The sequence below is a fragment of the Nonomuraea roseola genome (genome assembly GCF_039535395.1).
Classification (GTDB): Bacteria; Actinomycetota; Actinomycetes; order Streptosporangiales; family Streptosporangiaceae; genus Nonomuraea; species Nonomuraea roseola.
The window spans coordinates 357878-379440 of record NZ_BAAAXC010000012.1 but is presented as its reverse complement, the minus strand read 5'-3'; the positions used below and the strand labels follow the sequence as shown (position 1 = coordinate 379440).

Here is a 21563-nt window from a genome sequence, read left to right as displayed (position 1 = left end):
ACTTAGGCGGCAAGACGGCACGCCGCGTGACGCAAAGACTATAGATCACTGTCGAGCGCGAGGGTGCGCCGCGGCGTAGACCTCGCGGAGCTTGTCAACCGTCACCAAGGTGTAGACCTGGGTGGTCGTCACCGAGGCGTGGCCGAGGAGTTCCTGGACCACCCTAACGTCCGCACCGCCGTCAAGGAGGTGAGTTGCGAACGAATGCCGCAAGACGTGCGGAGAGATCCCCTCGAGCCCTGCCCTCTCGGCGGCGGCCTGGAGCACCTCCCACGCCCCCTGCCGGGTGAGGCGGCCACCTCTGGCGTTGAGGAAGACGGCGGGGGTGCCGCGGCCGTGTGCCAGCAGGGACGGCCTGGCCCGCACGAGGTAGGCGTCGAGCGCCTGCCTGGCGAAGCGGCCGACGGGCACGACCCTGGTGCGCCCGCCCTTGCCGCGCAGCCGTACCTGCTCCTGTTCGAGGTCGTCGAGGGCCAGGCCGACGGCTTCGGAGATGCGCGCGCCCGTGCCGTACAGCAGCTCGAGCAGGGCCCTGTTGCGGAGGGTCAGCGGCGCGCCGTCGGGACCCGAGGCGGCGATGAGCCGCTCGACCTCGGCGACGCCGATGGCCTTCGGAAGGCGGCGCAGCTGGCGCGGAGGGCGGACCTCGTGGGCGGGGTCGTGGGCGGCGACGCCCTCGCGCAGGGCGAACCTGTGCAGCCCCCTGACCGCCGAGACCGCGCGGGCCGCCGAGCTGGCGACCAGGGCGGGGTGGTCGCCGTCGCCTTCGCGCAGCACGGTGAGGAAGGCGAGGACGTCGGCCTCGCCCACCTCACCGAAGGTGACCCTGCCGCGCGTCCTCAGGTGCTCGACGTAGCGGCGCAGGTCTCTGCGGTAGGAGGCCAGCGTGTTGGCAGCCAGGCCTCGCTCCACCGCCAGATGGGCGAGGTAGCTGGAGAGCACTGCCTCCACGAAGAGTCCTCCTGTCACGCCTCCGGGGCGTCGGCGGGCCGCAACAGGGCGAATCCCTCGACCGAAGCCGCATACGCGGCGAGGATACCGGCCACGGTCGGGGAATTGTGGATCATTCCCATGAGCGCCCTCTCCACGGCGTCGGCCAGGGGCACCCACTCCACCGGCATGTCGAACTCCTCGTGGCGCCGGTCGAAGTCGATCTCGACCTTCGACAGGTCACGGGCCAGGAAGACGCGGATGCGCTCGTCCGACATGCCAGGGGAGGTGTAGAGGTCGACGAGGGTGTGCCAGGTGCCGGCGTGGTAGCCCGCCTCCTCGGCCAGCTCGCGGGCGGCGGTGGCGGCCAGCGGCTCGCCCTCGACGTCGCGGATCCCGGCGGGAAGCTCCCACAGCAGGTGCCGCGTCGGGTGGCGGTACTGCCTGATCAGCAGCACGCGGTCGTCCTCGTCGAGCGCGAGGACCGCCACGGAGCCGGGGTGGACGACGTAGTCGCGGTCGGCGACCTCGTCGAGCGGCATGCGCACGGTGTCGGTGCGCACGCCGATCACGTACCCCTTGAAGTGCTCCTTGGAGTCGACGACCGGCCACTCCTCGGGCAGGTCCTCGATCCTCACTTCTTGGCCGCCTTGGGCGAGCGGCCGTCGGCGTAGACCAGCGAGGCGCCGATGAGGCCCTTGAACAGCGGGTGCGAGCGGGTCGGGCGGGAGCGGAACTCGGGGTGGGCCTGGGTGCCGATGAAGAACGGGTGCGTCTCGGCGGGCAGCTCGGTGTACTCCACCAGGCGGCCGTCGGGCGAAAGGCCCGAGAAGACCAGGCCGACCTTCTCCAACTGCTCGCGGTAGGCGTTGTTGACCTCGTACCTGTGGCGGTGGCGCTCGTCGGCCTTGGCCTTGCCGCCGTAGAGCTGGCGGGCCAGCGTGCCCTCGCCGAGCTTGGCGGTGTAGAGGCCGAGGCGCATGGTGCCGCCCATGTCGCGCTCGCCGGAGACGACGTCCTCCTGGTCGGCCATGGTCGAGATCACCGGGTGCTTGCTGTCGGGGTCGAACTCCGCGCTGTTGGCGTCGGCGATGCCCGCCAGGTTGCGGGCGGCCTCGATGACCATGCCCTGCATGCCGAGGCAGATGCCGAGCAGCGGGATCTTGTTCTCGCGGGCGTGGCGGATCGCGCCGATCTTGCCCTCGATGCCGCGCACGCCGAACCCGCCGGGGATCAGCACGCCGTCGACGCCGTCGAGCTCGCGGGCCGCGCCCTCCTCGCTCTCGCAGTCGTCGGACTTGACCCAGCGGATGTTGACGCGGGCGTCGTTGGCGAAGCCGCCCGCGCGCAGCGCCTCGGTGACGCTGAGGTAGGCGTCGGGCAGGTCGATGTACTTGCCGACCAGCGCGACCGTGACCTCCTTGGCCGGACGGTGGACCCTGCGCAGGAGCTGCTCCCACTCCTTCCAGTCGACGTCGCGGAAGGGCAGGCCGAGGCGGCGGACGACGTAGGCGTCGAGGCCCTCGGTGTGGAGCACCTTGGGGATGTCGTAGATGGAGGCCGCGTCGACGGCGCTGACCACGGCGTCCTCGTCGACGTCGCACATCAGGCTGATCTTGCGCTTGATCGAGGTGTGGACAGGACGGTCGGAGCGCAGCACGATCGCGTCGGGCTGGATGCCGATGCTGCGCAGGGCGGCCACGCTGTGCTGGGTCGGCTTGGTCTTCAGCTCACCGCTCGGCCCGATGTACGGCAGCAGCGACACGTGCAGGAAGAAGACGTTGTCGCGGCCGACCTCGTGCCTGATCTGGCGCACCGACTCGAGGAAGGGCAGCGACTCGATGTCGCCGACCGTGCCGCCCACCTCGGTGATGACCACGTCCACGTCGGGACCGGCCATGCCGCGGATGCGCTCCTTGATCTCGTTGGTGATGTGCGGGATCACCTGGACGGTGTCGCCGAGGTACTCCCCGCGCCGCTCCTTGGCGATGACGTTGGAGTAGACCTGGCCCGTCGTGACGTTGGCCGAGCCGTGCAGGTCGGTGTCGAGGAAGCGCTCGTAGTGGCCGACGTCGAGGTCGGTCTCGGAGCCGTCGTCTGTGACGAAGACCTCACCGTGCTGGAACGGGTTCATCGTTCCGGGGTCGACGTTGAGGTAGGGGTCGAGCTTCTGCATGGTGACCCGCAGACCGCGGGCCTTCAGCAGGCGACCCAGGCTGGACGCCGTGAGCCCCTTGCCGAGACTGGAGGCGACACCGCCGGTGACGAACAGATGCTTGGTTTGCGATGCGCTGCGCAAGAAGTCTCCCGTGGCTCGAGGTGTGGCGTTGACGTCCACGGGCTCTCAGGATATCAAACAACGCCCTCGACATGCCCGAACGGCAGGTCCACAGAGTAACTTTGGGCCCTATGTCACTAGTACGGCGGGCGGTCGGCGCCCTGGTTCACCGCCTTTACGACGCGGTCAGGAGAGCGGGCGCGCTCACCCCTGCCAGTCAGGCCGGCTACCGCTTCCGCCACATGGGCGAGGGTGTCAGCATCGCCTTCCCCGTCGGCGCGATCTTCGGAGAGCGCTGGATCGAGATCGGCGGGCACACCCTGATCGGCGAGCGCGTCTCGCTGTCGTGCGGCATGGGACCGGGCGTCGACCTGGGGCCGAACTCGATTCTGCGCATCGGGGGAAGCTGCTCGATCGGCAGGGGCAGCCACATCGTCGCCCATCAGTCGATCGACATCGGCGACCACGTCTTCACCGGCCCCTACGTGTACATCACCGACCAGAACCACGTCTACGACGACCCTGACATGCCGATCGGCAGGCAGTGGCCGCGCAACAATCCGGTCTCGATCGGCGACGGGTCCTGGCTGGGCGCCGGGGCGATCATCCTGCCCGGCACCAGGATCGGCAGGCAGTGCGTGGTGGCGGGCGGCGCGGTGGTGCGCGGCGAGTTCCCCGACCACAGCGTCATCGCGGGGGTGCCCGCCAAGGTGGTCCGCAGCTACTCCGCCGACCTGGGCTGGCACGCGCCGGGCGTCACCCCCTTCGACCGTCAGGCCACCGGCTGAGGGCCCTGGGGCCTGAGGTACGCGTATCACCAGCAGTCTGGACAAATGCTGTAAATCACCCGGCCATGGATCGGCATCGGAACGCCTCACACCCCCGGCTGGGGGAACCCCTCCGGTATGGCCGACGTCGATCTCCTGCTGCGGCTGGTCACCGCGGCCGTGCTGGGCGCGGTGATCGGCATGGAGCGGCAGTGGCGGGCCCGGATGGCGGGCCTGCGCACCAACCTGCTCGTCGCCGTGGGGTCCGCGCTGTTCGTGCTGCTGAGCGCCTACGGCTTCGTCGGCGACCCCGGCACCGCAGATCCGACCAGGGTGGCCGCGCAGATCGTCTCGGGCATCGGCTTCCTCGGCGCGGGCGTGATCCTGCGCGAGGGCTTCAACATCAGGGGGCTCAACACCGCCGCCACCCTGTGGTGCGCCGCCGCCGTGGGATCCCTGGCCGGTGCGGGCATGTACTTCCTGTCCGTCGCGGGCACCCTCCTTATCGTCGGCGCGAACACCGCGATGCGGCCCATCGGCCGCTTCCTCGACCGGCGAAGGGCCCGGCGGCGCACCCGCTACCGCTTCGAGGTCAGGTGCTGGGACGACGACCAGGCCCATGTCAGGAAGCTGATCGTCAACGCACTCACCCGCCCCGAACTGCGCCTGCGCAGCCTCCACAGCCATGACTCCGACCTGCGCGGACAGGTCGAGATGCACGCGATCGTCGACAGCCTGCGCCGTGACGAGAACCTGTTCGAGGGCGCCACCAGCCGGCTGAGCCTCGAACCCGCGATCACCTCGGTGTCGTGGACCGTCGAGCAGGACGATGACGAGGACGACTCCTAGGGGTTAGCGTCAGCCCATGCGGAGTGCGATCTGTGAGCGTCTGGGCGTCGAGTTCCCTCTGTTCGCCTTCAGCCACTGCCGCGACGTGGTCGCCGCGGTCACCAACGCGGGCGGCTTCGGCGTGCTCGGCGCCGTCGCCTACTCGGCCGAGCAGCTCGACACCGAGCTGAGCTGGATCGACGCCCAGGTGGGCGGCAGGCCGTACGGGGTGGACGTGCTGGTCCCCGGCAGGACCGAGGGCCCGAGGGCGACCGTGCCCGAGTCGCACCTGTCCTTCACCACCGGCCTCCTCCAGCGGTACGGCGTGCCGTTCGCCGCCTCGCCTGCCGGGTTCGGCGACAGGGTCAGCGCCAGGGGCGCGACCGAGCTCATCGAGGTGGCGCTCAGGCACCCGGTCGGCCTGATCGCCAGCGCGCTCGGCCCGCCGCCTCCGCAGATGGTCTCCATGGCCCGCGAGGCGGGCGTGCCCGTCGCGGCGCTGGTGGGCACGGTGGAGCACGCGCGCAGACAGGTGGAGGCCGGTGCCGACATCGTCGTGGCGCAGGGCACGGAGGCCGGAGGCCACACCGGCGAGATCGCCACGATGGTGCTGGTGCCGCAGGTCGTCGACGCCGTCGCGCCCGTGCCCGTGCTGGCCGCGGGCGGCATCGCGTCGGGACGGCAGATGGCCGCGGCCATGGCGCTGGGCGCCGAGGGCGTGTGGTGCGGGTCGGTGTGGCTGACGACCGAGGAGGCCGAGACGCCGCAGTCGGTCAAGAGGAAGATGCTGGCCGCCTCGTCGCTCGACACGGTCCGCTCACGCTCGCGGACGGGCAAGCCGGCCAGGCAGCTCGCCTCTGCCTGGACCGCCGCGTGGGACTCAGGCGAGGACAGCCCTGGCCCGCTCGGGATGCCGCTGCAGATGGTGCTCGCGGAGTCGGCGATGGCCCGCGTGGTGCAGGCGGCGGAGCGGGGCGAGCCAGGCGCGGTGGAGCTGGCGAACTACTTCGTCGGGCAGGTGGTGGGCCAGCTCGACCAGGTGAAGCCGGCCCGCCAGGTGGTCTACGAGATGATCGAGGAGTTCGGCGACGCGATCGAGCGGCTCTCGCGCCTCACCGGGTGAGTTCGCCCTGGGTGACAGGCCCCCGCGCGCCGCCTCCCCCGAGGACCCCGACCGAGCGGCGGGGTCCGAGGGACGACGAAATCCCGACCAGGTGATCGACGGGACAGGCCGCGCGGACGGATTCGGAGCTACGGTCGAAGGAGGCGGGGGGCGACGTCACGGCGGGGGCCGAAGTCGCGCCCGCGTAGCGTGATGGACGGAGGGTCACCCGGTGACCGCGGTGGGCTGTGGGGGGCCTGCCGTACAGGATGGGACAAGGGATGCTCGCTGCACTGACCGGCCTCGGACTGAGCACCGCCGCCGGGTTGAACGCCTACATTCCGCTCCTGGTGGTCGGGGTGCTGGCCAACCTGAGCGACGCGGTGAAGCTGCCCGACGGCTACGGGTGGCTGTCCAACTGGGGCGTGCTCGCGATCATCGCGGTGCTCCTGCTGGCAGAGTTCGTGCTGGACAAGGTGCCCGTCGTCGACAGCGTCAACGACGCCATCCAGACCGCCGTACGGCCGGCGTCAGGCGGCGTGGTCTTCAGCGCCACCGCGGCCGCCGCCGAGATCGACAGCTCCACCTGGATGACGGAGAACCCGTGGGCGGGGTGGCTCATCGGGATCGTGACCGCGCTGGCCGTCCACGTGCTGAAGTCCACGGCCAGGCCGGTCGTGAACGCCACCACCGGCGGCCTCGGCGCCCCCGTGGTCAGCACCGTGGAGGACGCGGGCTCGCTCGGCGTCAGCCTTGTCGCGATCTTCCTGCCGGTCCTGGTGCTGGTCCTGCTGGCCGCGCTGGCCGTCTTCGCCTGGTGGGCGATCAGAAAGGTCCGCACTCCGTCGAGGGAGTGAGGGCGGATCCTTCCGGCGGATGACTCCCGGGAGAGCGTGAAGGCGCTAGCGTTCGGCCAGACGCGTGCGGGCGCCCTGTGGCCCCCGCCCCTGCGCCCGCACGTCGTCTCCGGACCGGCCGCCTCCAGGCACGTCGAATCAACTATCCTCTGAGATAAAGGCCGGACTGGAGGTCCCTCCGATCAGCACTTTCCTTCTGATCCTGCTCGCGGTCGTCGTGATCTTCCTCGCCCTGGCGGGGGTGGCCGTCTACGCCCTGGTCAAGGTGGGCAAGAGGGCCAGTCAGTCGGCGCGACAGGCCACCGCGCGCCTGGCCACCCACGTCAACGCCATGGGCACCGGCGACGCGGCCGAGGTGGAGCGGCTGCGTCTCGACCTGCGCCGCGAGGTCTCCATGACCAGGCAGCACGTCGACGCCGCCCTGCAGCAGGGCTGGGGCCTCGGAGACCTGCCGCAGCTGATGAGAGAGCTGTCCCAGCAGGCAGACGTGCACGACACCCAGCTCGGCATGTACGCCCAGCAGCGCCGCGTCTCCCCCTATGTCGACCACGTCACGCTCGACCGGCTGCGCGAGCACCAGGCCAAGCTGACCGCCATGTGCGCCAGGATCAGGGCCGACCTGCTCGACAGCCAGGTGCACCACGCCTCCACCGGCATCGAGGAGCTGCACGCCCGCACCGAGCTGGAGATCGAGTCCAGGCGAAGGACCGTCGACCCGCTCGACGAGATCGACGAGCTCTACCGCAAGACCATGCAGGAGCGCCGCGACCCGTCCTGAGCCGCCCGTCAGGGAGTGGTGGGCCAGCCGGTCAGGTCGGGCACGTGGACGGCGGCCAGGTCCTCGTAGGTGGCGCCCTTGTTGATGCGGGCCCGTACGGCCTGCGCCTCCGGCGTCGAGGGCAGGTAGCCGCTCAGGACCAGCGGGAAGCCGATCTGCCAGCTCAGCAGTGCCTGCGGCGAGTGCCTGTGCCCGTTGCGCAGCACGGCCGCGCCGACCCTGATCGCGTGCTCGTTGCGGGGCATCACGCCCGGCCTGTCGATCTCGCGGGCGGCGTAGCGAAAGCCCTCGTCGAGCTCGCACGGCGGGCAGTCCTTCGGACCCCTGCCCCGCCTGCTGCCGCATGCCCCGCAGGTCAGGCGCTCGAAGGCGCCGTCGACCACCCGCCAGTCGTAGCCCTTGATCTCCTCGACGATCATCTCGGCGACGGCGACGTCGTCCTCCAGGCCCAGTTCCTTCAGGAACGCCTGGTAGCCGTCCTCGATGATGCGATCCACCAGCGCCAGGCAGCGGCGGCAGCCGGGCGCCCCGCCGTACGGCCAGCGCCCGCACTCCACGCACCGTTCCATGCCCGTGATCGTAGGCGGCCGATATTGCGTTGCGCCGCCGGTTTTCGGCCCTGCATACTCGTCGAGGTGTGGCCGCGCCTCGGCAGCGGCTTCGACACGTGGGAGTCCTCGGCCGGAGCGTCGAGGCGCCGGACGAAGGGAGGGGTGACCGTGACGACGAGTGTTCGCGTGCCGTTTTCCGCGTCTGTTTGCTCTCCCACCGGTCAGCCGCTGACCTGATCGCCGCGCCGGTGGGCATTCTCATCAGGAGATCACCACCGTGCCGAAGAAGCACCGCCTCGACGCCGACGACCTCGACTGGCTCGACAGCAACCCCGTCGACCTCGACGGCCCTCCCTCGGGTGACCGCTGGTCCACCTGGGACCTCAGCACCCCGACCGAGCGCGGCCCCGAGCCGCGTCCCGGCTGGCTGGTCACCGAACTGGCCGCCGTCGACACCGAGCTCGGCATCCTCAAGACCGGCAAGGAAGCCGACGTCCACCTCATCTCGCGCGGCGTGCCCGACACCGACAGGGTCTGCCTGCTGGCCGCCAAGCGCTACCGCTCCAGCGACCACCGGCTCTTCCATCGCGACTCCGGCTACCTGGAGGGCCGCCGCATGCGCGACTCGCGCGCCGGCAGGGCGATGTCCTCGCGCACCGCGTTCGGCAAGCAGGTCATCGCAGGACAGTGGGCGCAGGCGGAGTTCTCCGCGCTCGTGCGCCTGTGGGAGCTGGGGCTGCCGGTGCCCTACCCGGTGCAGATCCTCGGCACGGAGATCCTCCAGGAGTTCGTCGGCACCCCCGACGGCTACGCGGCCCCGCGCCTGGCGACCGTGGACGAGGGGCTGGACGACCTCTGGGAGCAGCTGGTCGAGGCCATGGTCATCCTGGCCGGGGAGGGTCTCGCGCACGGCGACCTGTCGCCGTACAACCTGCTGGTCGACGACGGGCGGCTGGTGATCATCGACCTGCCCCAGATCGTCGACGTCATCGCCCACCCGACGGGCCCCGACTTCCTCGACCGTGACGCCCGCAACGTGGCCAGGTGGTTCGCGCACAAGGGGCTGCCCGTCTCGGGCGAGCGCCTTTCCGCCCTCCTCCGCGCCGAAGCCGGCCTCGCCTGACCTCTCCGGGGCGCGTCCCACTCGGGATCGCGCCCCGGACGGCGGTCACTACGCCTGCCCGGCAGGCTCCTCCTGGGCCAGGTCCAGGAAGAGCGCGGCCGACCAGCCGAACCCGCTGGTGGCCCTGCCCGCCCTGCCGCCCGTCAGCGGGTTCCAGTACTCGTAGAGACCGCCGCCGTCGCGGACCATCGCCAGCGTGCGTTCCCGCAGCTCACGAGCCGTCTCCTGGTGGCCGGACCGGCGCAGGCCGTCGATCAGCAGATAGTTGACGTTCAGCCAGACCGGGCCGCGCCACATGGCATCGGGCTCGAATCTGGGGTCGTCGAACGCCACGGTGGGCACCGGACGCTCCCCCCAGAAGCTCGGCGAGCGCAGGTCCTCGACGAGCCGGGTGGCGATCGCGGCGGGGAGCCGCCCGGTCACGAGCGGCATGAGGTCCAGCGGGGTGCGGACGGCCGCCTCCCGCCCCGCGACCCTGGTGACGAAGCGGGTGCCGCTCCATCGGCGCGCCACCATGAGGTCGACGAGCGCCTGGGCCTTGGCCCGCCACCCGGAGGGGTCGCGGCCGAGCGCGGCGGCGATGTCGCCGAGCCGGTCGTACTGCAACGCCAGGTAGGCGTTGAGGTCGGGAGGCTCGGCGCGCGGCCCGTGATCCCAGATGGGGCTGTCGTCCAGGCCGGACGAGTACGGGTGGAGGTATTCGGCCAGGCCGTCGCCGTCGGGGTCGGAGTGGGCGAACCACCATTCCTGCGAGCGAGCCAGCGGCTCGTAGACCTCGGCCAGAAAGTCCAGGTCGGGATCCACCTCGTGGATCTTCCACACGGCCCAGGCGGTGAGCGGCGGCTTGGTGACCGGCACCACCTCCCGGAGGGGCTCCCCTCCCACGTGCTGGGCCAGGCGGGCCAGGTCCGAGCGGGGCAGGTCCGTGGTCTCGGTGAGCACCCCGTGGTCGTGCACCACGTCGGGGATCAGGCCGTCAGGCCTCTGGTTGTCGAGCAGGATGCGGATCTGCTCCCTGGCCAGCGCCGGGTCGGCGTGCCTGAGGGCGACGGCGTGGAAGTAGGAGTCCCAGTTCCACAGGCCGACGTAGCCGAACTTGGAGGGGATCAGCGACTCCCTTCCCCGGATCGGCACCAGGTTCACCGCGAGCGTCCACCACGCCTGCTCCGCGCGCTCGCGCAGCACCTCGGGCACGGACGGCATGGCGGCGAACCAGTCACGCCAGCGCGTGGCGGCCGCCGCGAGCACCGCCGCGCCGTCGCCGGCAGGGGGGCCGACCAGCGTGAGACAGCCGTCGATGTCTGCCTCTCCGCCGTCCCACACCGCCCGCGCGTCCCTGCCGGTCAGCACGATCGTGTCGGGACCCGCGAAGGCCATCGCCACGCCGCCCTCGAAGTCCACCCGGTCGGGCAGCGCCTGCCGTACCGGCAGCTCCCTGTCTCCCGCGAGGACCCGCAGTCCCGTCAGGACGGTCGTGTCGCGCAGCGGGGTCTCGTACTGGGCTCCGGCGATCCAGAGCGAGCCGTCGTCGGCCGCCATCACCAGCAGCCGGGAGCCCCGGTCGGTGAACGGGCGTTCTCTCAGATCCAGCATCAGCGCCCACCCAGTCCCGAAGCCGCCATCGAATTGATGATCTTTCTCTGGCCGATCAGGAAGGCGATCAGCATGGGCACCACCGCGATCGCGGAGCCCGCCAGGATGAGCCCGTAGTCGACCGCCGTGCGCCCCCCGGAGAACTGGCTCAGCAGCAGCGGCACGGTGGCCAGCTCAGGCGAGTTCAGGAAGATCAGCGGGAAGAGGAACGAGTTCCACGAGGCGAGGAAGGCGATGATGCCGAGCGCGCCCAGGCCGGGGCGGATGTTCGGCAGCACGACGTTCCAGAAGCACCTCCAGCGGCCGGCGCCGTCGATCCTGGCCGCCTCCTCCAGCTCCACCGGCACCGCCCTGATGAACTGGCGGAGCAGGAACACCGCGAACGGGTTCGCGATGGACGGCACGATCAGCGACAGGTGCGAGTCGATCCACCCGATCTGCGCCAGCATCAGGTAGAGCGGCACGATCGTCACCTGCGCGGGCACCATCTGGGTGGCCAGGAACACCACGAACAGCACTTCCGAGCCCCTGAACCTGATCCTGGCGAAGGCGTAGGCGGCCATGGCCGAGGTCAGCAGGGTGAGAGCGACGTTGATCGCGGCGATGTAGAAGCTGTTCCAGTAGGCGGTGCCGAACGGCATCGCCGCGAGCGCGTCGGGATAGTTCTCCCAGCGCCACGGGTCGGGCAGCCAGTCGAGCGGGTTGTTCAGCATCTGCCGCACGCTCTTGAGCGACGTGAGCAGCATCCAGACGAACGGGAACAGCATCGCCAGCCCGCCGATGGTGAGCGCGGCGTGCAGGGCTACCTGCCTGGGTCGCATCCGGGCCCCCTCACGTGTCGTAGTGGACGAGGCGCTTCTGCGCGGCGAACTGGACGAGGGTCACCAGCAGCGTCAGGACCAGCAGGATCAGCGCGGCGGCGCTGCTCATGCCGAACTGGAAGTCCAGGAAGCCGAGGTCGTAGACCTGGTAGACGATCGTGCGCGCGCCCTCGTTGTACTTCGGGTTGACCAGCACGTAGATCTGGTCGAACGCCTGGAACGAGCTGATCACCGCGACCACGGTCGAGAAGAAGATCGTGGGCGAGAGCAGCGGCAGCGTGACCGAGCGGAAGATGCGCAGGCTGCCCGCGCCGTCCATCCTGGCGGCCTCGACGATCTGCGGCGGAATGGTCTGCAGCCCGGCCAGGAAGATCACCACGTTGAGCCCGAGGGACGACCAGATCGTCACGATGGCGATGGCGACGATCACCCAGTCGGGATCGCCCAGCCAGTCGGGCCCTGTGATGCCGAACCAGCGCGCCAGCGAAGCGTTGAGCACGCCGTTGTCGTCGCCGGCCAGGATGATCTGCCACATCAGCGCGACGGCGACCGAGCTGGTGACCACCGGCATGAAGTACAGCACGCGGTAGAAGCCGCTGCCCTTGACGCTGTTCAGCGCGACCGCGATGAGCAGCGCCAGTGCGAGCCCGAACGGCGCGGTCAGCAGCGCGAGCTTGACCGTGTTCCACACGGCCAGCCCGAACTCGGGATCGGAGAGCTGGGCGGCGAAGTTGTCCAGGCCCACCCACTCCTTCTGGCCGAGCCCGTCCCACCGCATGAAGGCCAGCACGACGGCGAACCCGAGCGGGAAGACCAGGAACACGGCCAGCAGGGTGAGCTGTGGCCCGAGGAAGAACGCGGCCCACCAGCCGTCCCTGTTCCTGATGCTCTTGGCCCGGCGGGCCGTCCGCGGGCGGGCCTCGGTGAGGATGGCCACGGCTAGCCCAGCTTGCTCTCGACGAGCTTCTGCAGCCCGGTCATGCCCTCGTCGAAGCCGACCTTGCCGGTCCACACCTTCAGCAGGTGCTCGTTGATGTCGGCGGTCAGGCCCGGCACGGAGACCTCCTCGGCGTAGTTGGCGAAGCCGGTGTCGCGCACGTCGAGGAAGGTCTGGGCGTGGGCGGGGTACTTGTCCTCCAGGACGACCTGCTCGGCGCCCTTGACGGACGGCACCGCGCCGCCGCCCTTGAGCCGCAGGAGCTGGCCGTCCTTGCCGACGAACTCGGTGAGGAACGTGAACGCCTCCTTGGGCAGCTTGGTGTCCTTGTTGATGGACAGGTAGGAGGCGGCGACGGCGCCGGGCATGGGTTCGCCGGTCTGCGAGGGGAACGGCACGATGTCGTAGTTGTCCAGCTCGCCACCCTTCTTCAGGGAGTCGATCACCCAGCGGCCCCCCGCGTAGAAGCCGACCTTGTGCTTGAGGAACTGGGTGCTGGGCCCGTTGCTGTCGGGCAGCGTGTCGGCGCTGAGGAAGGTCTTGTCCTGGTAGCCCTTGGCCAGCGTCTGCAGCGCCTCGCGGGACTTGGCGTCCGTGGTGGCGACGAACTTGCCGCCGTCCCACACCTTGCCGCCGAAGCCGTTGATCATGGAGTACGTGGAGCCGTACCAGTTCCAGAAGATCGAGCCGGCCTTGCCCGCCGCCTTGAGCTTGGCGTTCATCTCCAGGTACTTCGCCATGGTCCACTGCTTGGCCTCGTGGAGGGCGGCGGGGTCCTCGGTGATCCCTGCGTCCTTCAGGGCCTGCTTGTCGAACCAGAGGACCTCGGGGTTGGTGTCGTTGGGGACGCCGTAGATCTTGTTGTCGAGCTTGGCGCCGCCGTAGATGCCCTCGAAGAAGTCCTCCGGCTTGCTCTTGGACTCCGGCCCGGACAGCTGGTCGTTGAGCGGGGCGATCACCCCTGCGGAGACGAACTTGCCGATGTTGTCGTCGCCCACGAAGAACACGTCGGGCGCCGTCTTGCTGGTGAGCTGGGCGAGCAGCTTGGGGTGGTAGTCCTCGTAGTCGGCGACCGACTCCAGCTTGAGCCGGATGCCGGGGTGCCGCTTGTGGAAGTCGTCGGTGAACTTCTCGTAGAGCTTCAGGTCCTCGGCCGATCCCCAGGTCGACCAGCGGACGGTGACCTGGCCTTGGCCGCCGCTCGTGCCGGGAACGTTCCCTCCACCGCTGCCGCTGCACGCGGTGGTGGCGAGGGCGAGGACGCCCAGGATGGCTAGCGCACGCTTCATGGTGGCTCCTTCAGGCTTGTTCATGGGGGGTGTCGAGGCGAGTGGGGTCAGGCACAGCGGTGTCAGGCCGGGGCCGGGGCCCCGGGGGGTCAGGCGAGGCCGCCGCCGTCGACGACGAGGGCGGATCCGGTGATGTAGCTGGCGGCGTCGCTCGCCAGGAAGAGCACGGCCTGGGCGATCTCGTCAGGGGTGCCTGACCTGCCCATCGGCCGGTCAGCCGCGTCGGTCTGGAAGGCGGCCCAATCCTCTCCGAGCTGGCGGGCCTCGTCGCGCAGCATCGGCGTGTCGGTGTCGCCCGGGTTCACGGAGTTGACCCGGATGCCGGCCCTGGCGTGGTCGATGGCGAGGGCCCGGGTCATGTTGACCACCGCGGCCTTGGACGCGCAGTAGGAGATGGCGTTCCCACCGCCCTTCAGGCCCCATCCGGAGCCGGTGTTGACGATGGAACCGCCCTCGGTCATGGCGGGGATGGCGTGCTTGCACATGAGGAAGACGGACCTGACGTTGACCGCCATGACGCGGTCCCACTCGTCGACGTCGAGATCCAGGGCCGTGGTACGGCGGATGATGCCCGCGTTGTTGAACAGCACGTGCAGCCCGCCGAACGTGTCAAGGGCGGTCTGGACGATTCTGCGGCAGTCGTCGGAGTCCGACACGTCGGCCCGCACCGCCACGGCGGCCTTGTCACCGACCACGGCGGCGATCTGCTCGACCGTCGCCTCCGCTCCGGGGCCGTCGATGTCGGCGACCACCACCCTGGCGCCTTCGCGGGCGAAGGTCAGCGCCGTGGCCCGTCCGATGCCCGAGGCACCGCCCGTGACGATCGCGATCTTGCCCTCGAGCGTGTTCATCCGTGGAACTCCTCACTTGCCGTACAGATCTGATAAATCGTGCTCTCGCGGTACCCGGTGATCACCTGGACGTGCCCGCTGAGCTTCCGGTCGAGGTCCTCGTCGCCGCTGTCGGCCAGCAGCGGCCGTCCCCGCAACGCGGCCAGCTTCTGCGGGGTGGCCAGCACGAGCAGCCGCCTGCCTGTGGCGTCCCCGCACCCGATGACCGCGTCGATCACCCTGGGGGACACCTGCTGGTTCCCGCGGCCGAGGACGAACCCCTGCCCGCCGATCACCGACAGCACGACGACCGCCTCCCTGCCCGTGACCAGAGCCAGCAGTTCCGGCTCCGAGACGTCGCCGGCCACCAGCACGCCCCCGTCCCTGTCCATGGGCTCGACCACGTCCACGCCGAGCAGCGTGGTCGTGAGCCCGAGCGCGCGGCCGACCGCCTGGGTGGTGGCGCCGGGGCCGAGGACGTAGCGGACACCTGGCCGCATTCTGGCCACGACCTCCCGCGCGATGCCCTCGACGGTGGCGGGGTAGGTTCCTGAGGACCCGGTCTTCCGTCCGGACAGAGCGGCTCTGGCGGCGGGGACGCGCAGGCTTCCGTAGAGGCGGGGGCTGACCAGGCCCTGCCGGTAGCGCTCCTCGTCGAGATCCACCACTTCGGCCTCCACCGTGCCGGCGCCCGCCGTCCCCGGCCCGTGTCGCAGGCCGGAGGCGTACCCCGCGGCGAGGAACCCCGCCCCGGCAGGGCTGACGGCGAAGCACCCCGAGTAGACCTTCACCCCTGCAGGGATCCCCAGCACGGGCGGCGCCTGGTCGCCGAGCTCGCGGACCGCGTCGAGGACGTCCCGCGCGGTCCCGTCACCCCCCGCGAACAGGAGCAGATCGACATCGGCGAGCGCGACGACCGCCCGGCGCGTGTCCCGTGCCGTGGTGGCGCCGGCCGATCCGGGATCGGCCGAGGACGAGGGTGACGGTCGCACCAGGACGCAGGGCGCTCCTGCGTCGCGGGCGCTGTGCTCACCCATCGAGCCCGGCACCGTGACCACGCGGGTGCCGGGGCGGCGGGCCAGAAGCGCGCGGACGGCACGCGCCGCCCGCTCCCCCGCCCGGGGCGTCGCGCCCCGGGCCAGGGCCTCGCGCTGCACCTGCTCGCCGTCGCTGCCTTTGAGGCCCGCCGCCCCGCCCAGCCCGGCCACCGGGTTGACGACCAGCCCGACCACCACTTCGCGGTCGGGGAACGGGACGGGAGTCCGCGGGGCGGCGACGTCGGAGGTCATGACAGGTGCTTACGGACGTAGGCGCGCCAGGTGGGCGCCCACGCCTTGGGGTCGTCGAGCGATGTCATGTCGATCTTGTGCACGCTCTGGTTGTAGGGCGCGCCCTTGACGAACTCGGGATCCGTGCGTGCCTCGGAGGCCACGTGGGCCAGGATCGCGGCGTACTCGTCCAGGTCCTCCTTCGAGTACGACTCCGTCGGCTCCAGCGTGAAGGGCTCAGGTACCAGGTACGGGTGGTGGCTGGTCCAGTAGTGCACGCCGAAGTCGGCCGCCCGGACACCGATCTCCTCGGAGTGGACCCCTGTCTCCTCAGAGAGCTCCTGCCAGGAGTAGCGCACCTGTTCGACGCGCCGCTTGTCCCACGGCGCCGACGCGCCGGGGATCTGCAGGATCTTGTGCATCAGATAGTTGTTGTTGAGCACGGCCGTCTCGGCCACCTGCCGCAGTCCCTCGGCGCCCATGGCCATGATCCACGCGTAGGCGCGGACGATGTTGGGGGTTACGCCGAGGAACGGCCGCACCTTGCCGATCGAGCTGGGCGGGGTCTCCATCCCGTACGCGGTGCCGTCGAAGGTGACGACCGGGCCCGGCAGGAACGGCTCCAGCGCCGCCGAGACGCCGCACGCGCCCGCCGCGGGGCCGCCGCAGGCGTGCGGGGTGGAGAACGTCTTGTGCAGGTTGAAGTGGCACAGGTCGAATCCGGCGTCGCGGGCCCTGGTGATGCCGAGGATGCCGTTGGCGTTGGCCTGGTCGTAGCAGGCCAGGCCGCCCACCGAGTGCACCAGCTCGACGAACTCCCTGATCCGGGGGTTGAAGATGCCGGTGTCCTCCGGATTGGTGATCATCAGTGCGGCGGTACGGGGGCCGACGGCCGCGCGCAGCGCCTCGATGTCCGGGTAGCCGTCGGCGTCCGGCATCAGCGTGATCACTTCGTAGCCGGCGGTCTTGGCGCAGGCGGCGTTCGACGGGTGGGAGAACATCGTGGTGATGACCTGGTCGCGGTGGCCCTCGCCGTTGGCGGCGTGGTAGGCGCGGATCATGGCGATGTTCGCGTAGATGGCGGCGGACCCGGATCCCGGCTGGAGGGAGACTCTGGACATGCCGGAGATCTCCGCCAGCATCCGTTCGAGCCGCCAGTAGATCTCCAGTACGCCCTGCACGGTCTCCTCGTGCTGGAGCGGGTGCAGCTCGGCGATCGCGGCGGCGAACCGGTCGTTGACCTTGGGGCTGTACTTCATCGTGCAGGTGCCCTGGCCGACGTCGATGTTGAGGTCGACACCGAGGTTCTCCTGCGACAGGCGCAGGTAGTGCCTCAGCACGTGCAGCTGCGACATCTCGGGCAGTTTCGGGGGTTCGGCGCGGCGGACGGTCTCGGGGAGTTCCACCAGCGGGGCACCCGCCTCCGGCACGGCGAGGCCGCGGCGGCCGGGGGCGGACAGCTCGAAGATGATCGGCTCGTCCCAGCGGGCCTGGTGGAAGCGGCGTAGCGGTGGCTTCGGCGCGACTGGGAGCTCGGCGAAGGATTCCGCGGTGTTCACAGCACCTCCTGGACGGCAGCGGCGAGACGGTCGATGTCAGTGATGGAATGGCGTTCGGTCACGCAGACCAGCACCGTGCGGTCGTCGAGGGGGACGCCGCCGTAGATGCCGCGGGCGCGCAACCCGTCGAGCAGGGCCGCGCTCGAGGGCACCTCGATGGCGAATTCTCGGAAGTGGATCGCGTCCCGGTGCAGCACCGTGACGGACCCCGCGAGGGCGTCCATGGCGTAGCGGGTGCGGGCCAGGATGGTCTCCCCCAGGTCCCGCATGCCCTGCGGCCCCATGAGAGCCAGGTAGACGCCCGCCGTGATGCCCCAGAGGGCCGCGGCGGTTCCCACCCATTCCTTGCCCTCCTCGCGCATGGCGAAGGAGGTGCGGTCGTAGAAGACGTCGCCGAAGCCGTACTCGCCGGGCACCTTGGTAGGGGCGATGCCGAACAGCCGGGAGGGGAACTCGGCTACCAGGGGCTCATGGTCGGCCGTGGCGATGTACCCGGCGTGGCCGCCGCCGTAGCTCTGGTGCATGCCGAGCGACTGGATGTCTCCGCAGGCGATGTCGGCGCCGTAGGAGGAGGGCGGGGCGAGGACTCCCAGCGAGATGGGATCGGCGCCGACCACGAGCAGCGCGCCGTGCGCGTGGGCGAGGTCGGCCAGCTCCCGTCCGCGCGTCTCGACGACACCGTAGACGTTGGGGGTCTCCAGGTAGATCGCCGCGTAGGAGTCGTCGAACTCCGCCACGGAGATCTCGCCGCTCTCGCCCGCAGGGGCGAGGGCGATCTCGATGTCCGGGCTGAGGAAGTCGCGCAGCTTGCTCAGCTTGTCGGCGCTGACCGCCCCGCTGACGAGCACCTTCGAGCGCCTGGTGTAGCGGCAGGCCATGCGCAGGGCCGTGCCCGCCGCCTGGAAGCCGTCGTAGGTGGGGACGTTGACCACGTCCATCTCGAGCAGTTCGCCCATCATGCTGACGTACTCGAACAGGGCCTGGAACCGTCCGTGGTCCTCGTACGGCTCGCCCGCGTAGGCGGTCAGGAACTCGCTCCGGGAGTTCACCTCGTCGCAGACGGCCGGCACGTAATGGGGGTAGCAGCCGTGCCCGAGGAAGCTGAGCGCCTCCTCGGTGTCGGTGACGCGGTCGAACAGGCCCTTCATGTGGCGCACGAGGTCGTGCTCGGCCGTGAGGGGCTCCGGGAGGTCGAGTGGCCGGGCCAGGCGCAGGTCCGCCGGGATGTCGGCGTAGAACTCCTCGACGCTCGACGCGCCGATGGCGGCGAGCATCTCGGCCCGCACGCCTGGCTCGGCGTTCGGAATGTACGGGTGCGTCACGTGTCTCCTTCGATCCTGAGCACGACGGCGTCGCGCGGGGCGAGGGTGATGACCCCTCGCAGGTCGGTTTCGCTGAGCAGGTCCCTGCCTGGCTGCGGAAGGGTGACCTGCTGCGGGGTGCTGGTGTGGTTGAGCAGGAAGAGGTGGTTCTCCCGCCGGGTGGCCTCGACGCCGCGGGGGACGTCCAGAGCCGGGACGTCGTGGAGCACGCGGTCGAGGACGGGCGTGAGGTCGTCGAGGAGGCAGCTGAGGTAGGTGGCGTTGCCGTTGCGGGTGATGGCGGGCAGGCCGTCCAGGTCTCCGCCCTCGTAGCGGGCGAGGACCTCCACGGCGTCGCCGACCACGCGCGGCCACTCCGCCCACGTTCTGGCGAGGCCGACGTCGCCACCGGCGTGCCGTACCCGCTGGGTGACTCCGTCGGCGAGCGGCCAGAACTCGTCGATCGCGAGGCCCAGCAGCTCGCGGAGCGGGCCGGGGGCGCCACCGTCGTGGACCTGGTCCGACTCGTCGACCACGCCGCTGAACGGGCCGACGACCAGTTCGCCCGTGACCGACGCCAGCGCCTTGGCCTGCTCGGCCGTACACAGGTAGAGGTTGGGCACGATCACCACGCGGTAGGCCGACAGATCGCGGTCAGGGGGCGCCAGGTCGACGGCGATCCCGCGGGCGTGCAGCGGCGCGTACCAGGCCAGCAGCAGGTCCTTGAGCTTGAGGCGGTTCGACGGCATCGACTCCGGCGCCTCCAGACCCCACCAGCTGTCCCAGCCCAGGACGAGCGCCACCTCGGCGCGTGTGGCGGTGCCCGCGACCTCGGCCAGCCGCCGGAGGTCCGCGCCGAGCCGCAGCGTGTCCTGCCAGCCGCGTGTCGTGGTGCCACCGTGCGGGAGCAGGGCGGAGTGGAACTTCTCAGGACCGTACTTCGCCTGTCGCCACTGGAAGAACATCACTCCGTCGGCGCCGTGGGCCACCGCCTGGAGGCTGTGCAGGCGCATCATGCCGGGCGGCTTGGGCACGTTGACCTCGCGCCACGACACCGCCGACGGCGCCGACTCCAGCAGCAGCCAGGGGCGTTGCTTGAGCGAGCGCATGAGGTCATAGCTCAGGGCGACCGCCACGTGCGACTCGGGATCGGCCGGGTCGGGGTAGGCGTCGTCGCTCACCAGGTCCTCGGCCGCCGCCCACGACCAGTAGTCGAGACCGTGCAGGATGCTCATGAAGTTCGTGGTGACCGGTACGGCCGGCGTGACCTCGCGCAGCGCGTCCCGCTCGGCCGTGAACAGCTCCAGCAGGGCGTCGCTGCAGAAGCGGCGCCAGTCGAGGAGTTGGGCCGGGTTGACGGGGCCTGGCGCCTTGCGGGGCGGCTCGATCTGCTCGAAACCCGTGTAGTGCTGACCCCAGCAGGAGGTGCCCCAGGCGGCGTTCAGCGCGTCGACCGTGCCGTAGCGGGCCTGGAGCCAGGCGCGGAAGTGGCGGGCGGACTCGGGGCAGAAGCATTCGAGCGTGTGATCGGCGTACTCGTTGCCCACGTGCCACATCGCCAGCGCCGGATGCTCGGCGTACCGGGTGGCGATCGCCGTCGCGAGGCGCACGGTGTGCTCGCGGAAGATCGGCGAGCTGGGGCAGTATCCCTGCCGGGACCCGAACTCCAGCCGCACTCCATGGGCGTCGACCGGCATGACCTCCGGGTGCACCCTGACCAGCCAGGGCGGCGGGGTGGCGGTCGCGGTGGCCAGGTCGGCGGACACCCCGTGCTCGTGGAGCAGGTCGAGGACGCGGTCCAGCCACCCGAAGTCGTACACGCCCTGCGCGGGCTCGAGCCGCGACCAGGAGAAGACCGCGACGGTGGCCATGGTGACCCCGGCCTCGGCCATGAGCCGGACGTCCTCGGCCCAGACCTCCTCCGGCCATTGCTCGGGGTTGTAGTCACCGCCGAACAGCAGCCCCGGCACTAGGGTCAGGCGCACTCCAATGATCCTTTCTGGCTGTCCGTAAATCTGTATTCAGAATTCATAGTGTAGTATTTTGTACTACGTCAAGCGCTAAGCAGATCAGGGCCAAGACCTAAGGAGCCTCATGCCGATCGAGCGGCGACCGCTACGCGAGCAGATCAGGGAAGAGCTGCTGAGCAGGATCGATAGGGGTGACTTCGCCGCGGGGACGGACATCAACGAGGTCGCGCTGGCGACCGAGCTCGGCGTCAGCCGCACTCCCCTGCGCGAGGCCCTGATCACCTTGGCGGGCGAGGGCGTGCTGGAAAGCAACCAGGGCAAGGGATTCCGGTTCGCACCGGTGAGCCGGAAAGAGTTCAGGGAGCTCTGCGAGATCGTCGCCGCGCTGGAGTCGCTGGCGCTCGAGCGCTCCGACCCCGCCTCCCTCCGTGAGATCGCGCCCAAGCTCCTCACGCTGGCCCGCGACTTTCCCGACAGCGTCGCCGAGCAGCAGGTGATAGAACGCCACGACGACGAGTGGCACGACCTGCTGCTGAGCGGCTGCCGCAACGAGCGCCTGCTGGATCTCATCACCAGCGTCAAGGCCGGGATGCGCCGCTACGCCCACCTGCTCGCGGGCGACGAGACGCCCCTGGAGCGCGAGCAGGCCGAGCACTGCCGCGTGGCCGAGCTCCTCATGGCCGGCGACCTGCCTCAGGCCGCCGAGGCGCTGCGCGACAACTGGGTCAACGGCATGGAGCGGATGATGTCGCGCATCCCCGCCTCCTGACTGACGGAGTAC

20 protein-coding genes are annotated in these 21563 nt (G+C 70.3%); 7 read left to right on the top strand and 13 right to left on the bottom strand.

Annotation, left to right across the window (positions count from 1 at the left end; translation table 11 throughout):
• Nucleotides 1–45 precede the first annotated feature (45 nt).
• The 3 genes from ABFX55_RS13800 to pyrG are packed head-to-tail and all read right to left on the bottom strand — an operon-like array spanning nt 46 to nt 3229.
• Nucleotides 46–951, bottom strand: a complete 906-nt coding sequence (locus ABFX55_RS13800) for a site-specific tyrosine recombinase XerD (protein ID WP_183659259.1) — start codon at nt 949–951, stop codon at nt 46–48.
• A gap of 14 nt (nt 952–965) precedes the next feature.
• On the bottom strand, nt 966–1568 hold the full coding sequence (locus ABFX55_RS13795; protein ID WP_346121024.1) for an NUDIX domain-containing protein: 603 nt from the start codon (nt 1566–1568) through the stop codon (nt 966–968).
• Nucleotides 1565–3229: a CTP synthase gene (gene pyrG, locus ABFX55_RS13790; RefSeq protein WP_183659255.1), complete on the bottom strand. Its 1665-nt coding sequence runs from the start codon at nt 3227–3229 to the stop codon at nt 1565–1567. The genes ABFX55_RS13795 and pyrG overlap by 4 nt, the downstream gene beginning before the upstream one ends.
• A 110-nt stretch (nt 3230–3339) precedes the next feature.
• Between pyrG and ABFX55_RS13785 the strand changes: the two genes are divergently transcribed.
• From ABFX55_RS13785 to ABFX55_RS13765, 5 genes are all read left to right on the top strand, one after another.
• A complete protein-coding gene (locus ABFX55_RS13785; RefSeq protein ID WP_346121022.1) occupies nt 3340–3996 on the top strand; it encodes an acyltransferase in 657 nt (218 codons plus the stop codon).
• Between the two features lie 117 nt (nt 3997–4113).
• The gene (locus ABFX55_RS13780) at nt 4114–4824 is read left to right on the top strand and encodes an MgtC/SapB family protein (protein ID WP_346121020.1); all 711 of its coding nucleotides are present in this window, start codon (nt 4114–4116) and stop codon (nt 4822–4824) included.
• A gap of 16 nt (nt 4825–4840) precedes the next feature.
• Nucleotides 4841–5926 carry a nitronate monooxygenase gene (locus tag ABFX55_RS13775; protein ID WP_346121018.1) on the top strand — a complete coding sequence of 362 codons (1086 nt, stop codon included), beginning with the start codon at nt 4841–4843 and terminating at the stop codon, nt 5924–5926.
• 260 nt (nt 5927–6186) lie between these two features.
• Nucleotides 6187–6762, top strand: a complete 576-nt coding sequence (locus ABFX55_RS13770) for a DUF4126 domain-containing protein (protein ID WP_346121016.1) — start codon at nt 6187–6189, stop codon at nt 6760–6762.
• Nucleotides 6763–6979: 217 nt separating this feature from the next.
• Nucleotides 6980–7540 carry a hypothetical protein gene (locus ABFX55_RS13765; protein WP_346121014.1) on the top strand — a complete coding sequence of 187 codons (561 nt, stop codon included), beginning with the start codon at nt 6980–6982 and terminating at the stop codon, nt 7538–7540.
• An 8-nt stretch (nt 7541–7548) separates the two neighbouring features.
• On the opposite strand, the gene ABFX55_RS13760 is transcribed toward ABFX55_RS13765, so the two are convergent.
• Nucleotides 7549–8109: a hypothetical protein gene (locus tag ABFX55_RS13760; protein WP_346121012.1), complete on the bottom strand. Its 561-nt coding sequence runs from the start codon at nt 8107–8109 to the stop codon at nt 7549–7551.
• A 259-nt stretch (nt 8110–8368) separates the two neighbouring features.
• Here ABFX55_RS13760 and ABFX55_RS13755 point away from each other — a divergent pair, with 259 nt between their 5' ends.
• Entirely contained in the window at nt 8369–9214 is an 846-nt protein-coding gene (locus tag ABFX55_RS13755) for a serine protein kinase RIO (RefSeq protein ID WP_346121010.1), read from the top strand.
• Nucleotides 9215–9262: 48 nt separating this feature from the next.
• Here ABFX55_RS13755 and ABFX55_RS13750 read toward each other — a convergent pair whose 3' ends face one another.
• From ABFX55_RS13750 to ABFX55_RS13710, 9 genes are all read right to left on the bottom strand, one after another.
• Nucleotides 9263–10807, bottom strand: coding sequence for an amylo-alpha-1,6-glucosidase (locus ABFX55_RS13750; RefSeq protein ID WP_346121009.1), 1545 nt, complete (start codon nt 10805–10807; stop codon nt 9263–9265).
• A complete protein-coding gene (locus ABFX55_RS13745) occupies nt 10807–11628 on the bottom strand; it encodes a carbohydrate ABC transporter permease (protein ID WP_346121007.1) in 822 nt (273 codons plus the stop codon). The genes ABFX55_RS13750 and ABFX55_RS13745 overlap by 1 nt, the downstream gene beginning before the upstream one ends.
• A 10-nt stretch (nt 11629–11638) precedes the next feature.
• A complete protein-coding gene (locus ABFX55_RS13740) occupies nt 11639–12565 on the bottom strand; it encodes a carbohydrate ABC transporter permease (protein ID WP_346121006.1) in 927 nt (308 codons plus the stop codon).
• Between the two features lie 2 nt (nt 12566–12567).
• Nucleotides 12568–13854, bottom strand: a complete 1287-nt coding sequence (locus ABFX55_RS13735) for an ABC transporter substrate-binding protein (protein ID WP_346121004.1) — start codon at nt 13852–13854, stop codon at nt 12568–12570.
• An 89-nt stretch (nt 13855–13943) separates the two neighbouring features.
• A complete protein-coding gene (locus tag ABFX55_RS13730; RefSeq protein ID WP_346121002.1) occupies nt 13944–14705 on the bottom strand; it encodes an SDR family NAD(P)-dependent oxidoreductase in 762 nt (253 codons plus the stop codon).
• Entirely contained in the window at nt 14702–15973 is a 1272-nt protein-coding gene (locus ABFX55_RS13725) for an ATP-NAD kinase family protein (protein WP_346121000.1), read from the bottom strand. The genes ABFX55_RS13730 and ABFX55_RS13725 overlap by 4 nt, the downstream gene beginning before the upstream one ends.
• Nucleotides 15970–17511 carry an aminomethyl-transferring glycine dehydrogenase subunit GcvPB gene (gcvPB, locus tag ABFX55_RS13720; RefSeq protein WP_346120998.1) on the bottom strand — a complete coding sequence of 514 codons (1542 nt, stop codon included), beginning with the start codon at nt 17509–17511 and terminating at the stop codon, nt 15970–15972. Before gcvPB ends, ABFX55_RS13725 begins: the two co-directional genes overlap by 4 nt.
• Nucleotides 17508–18833 (bottom strand): aminomethyl-transferring glycine dehydrogenase subunit GcvPA, encoded by a 1326-nt coding sequence (gcvPA, locus tag ABFX55_RS13715; RefSeq protein WP_346120996.1) that lies wholly within the window; start codon nt 18831–18833, stop codon nt 17508–17510. Before gcvPA ends, gcvPB begins: the two co-directional genes overlap by 4 nt.
• Nucleotides 18830–20797 (bottom strand): beta-galactosidase, encoded by a 1968-nt coding sequence (locus ABFX55_RS13710; RefSeq protein ID WP_346120994.1) that lies wholly within the window; start codon nt 20795–20797, stop codon nt 18830–18832. Before ABFX55_RS13710 ends, gcvPA begins: the two co-directional genes overlap by 4 nt.
• Before the next feature lie 109 nt (nt 20798–20906).
• On the opposite strand from ABFX55_RS13710, the gene ABFX55_RS13705 reads away from it, so the two are divergent.
• On the top strand, nt 20907–21551 hold the full coding sequence (locus tag ABFX55_RS13705; protein WP_346120992.1) for a GntR family transcriptional regulator: 645 nt from the start codon (nt 20907–20909) through the stop codon (nt 21549–21551).
• Nucleotides 21552–21563 lie beyond the last annotated feature (12 nt).

Coding starts and splice junctions, on each gene's coding strand:
- ABFX55_RS13750 (WP_346121009.1), bottom strand. CDS start 10,807: ATGCTGGATCTGAGAGAACGCCCGTTCACCGACCGGGGCTCCCGGCTG.
- ABFX55_RS13760 (WP_346121012.1), bottom strand. CDS start 8,109: ATGGAACGGTGCGTGGAGTGCGGGCGCTGGCCGTACGGCGGGGCGCCC.
- ABFX55_RS13745 (WP_346121007.1), bottom strand. CDS start 11,628: ATGCGACCCAGGCAGGTAGCCCTGCACGCCGCGCTCACCATCGGCGGG.
- ABFX55_RS13730 (WP_346121002.1), bottom strand. CDS start 14,705: ATGAACACGCTCGAGGGCAAGATCGCGATCGTCACGGGCGGTGCCTCG.
- ABFX55_RS13725 (WP_346121000.1), bottom strand. CDS start 15,973: ATGACCTCCGACGTCGCCGCCCCGCGGACTCCCGTCCCGTTCCCCGAC.
- ABFX55_RS13785 (WP_346121022.1), top strand. CDS start 3,340: ATGTCACTAGTACGGCGGGCGGTCGGCGCCCTGGTTCACCGCCTTTAC.
- ABFX55_RS13705 (WP_346120992.1), top strand. CDS start 20,907: ATGCCGATCGAGCGGCGACCGCTACGCGAGCAGATCAGGGAAGAGCTG.
- ABFX55_RS13780 (WP_346121020.1), top strand. CDS start 4,114: ATGGCCGACGTCGATCTCCTGCTGCGGCTGGTCACCGCGGCCGTGCTG.
- ABFX55_RS13735 (WP_346121004.1), bottom strand. CDS start 13,854: ATGAAGCGTGCGCTAGCCATCCTGGGCGTCCTCGCCCTCGCCACCACC.
- ABFX55_RS13770 (WP_346121016.1), top strand. CDS start 6,187: ATGCTCGCTGCACTGACCGGCCTCGGACTGAGCACCGCCGCCGGGTTG.
- ABFX55_RS13775 (WP_346121018.1), top strand. CDS start 4,841: ATGCGGAGTGCGATCTGTGAGCGTCTGGGCGTCGAGTTCCCTCTGTTC.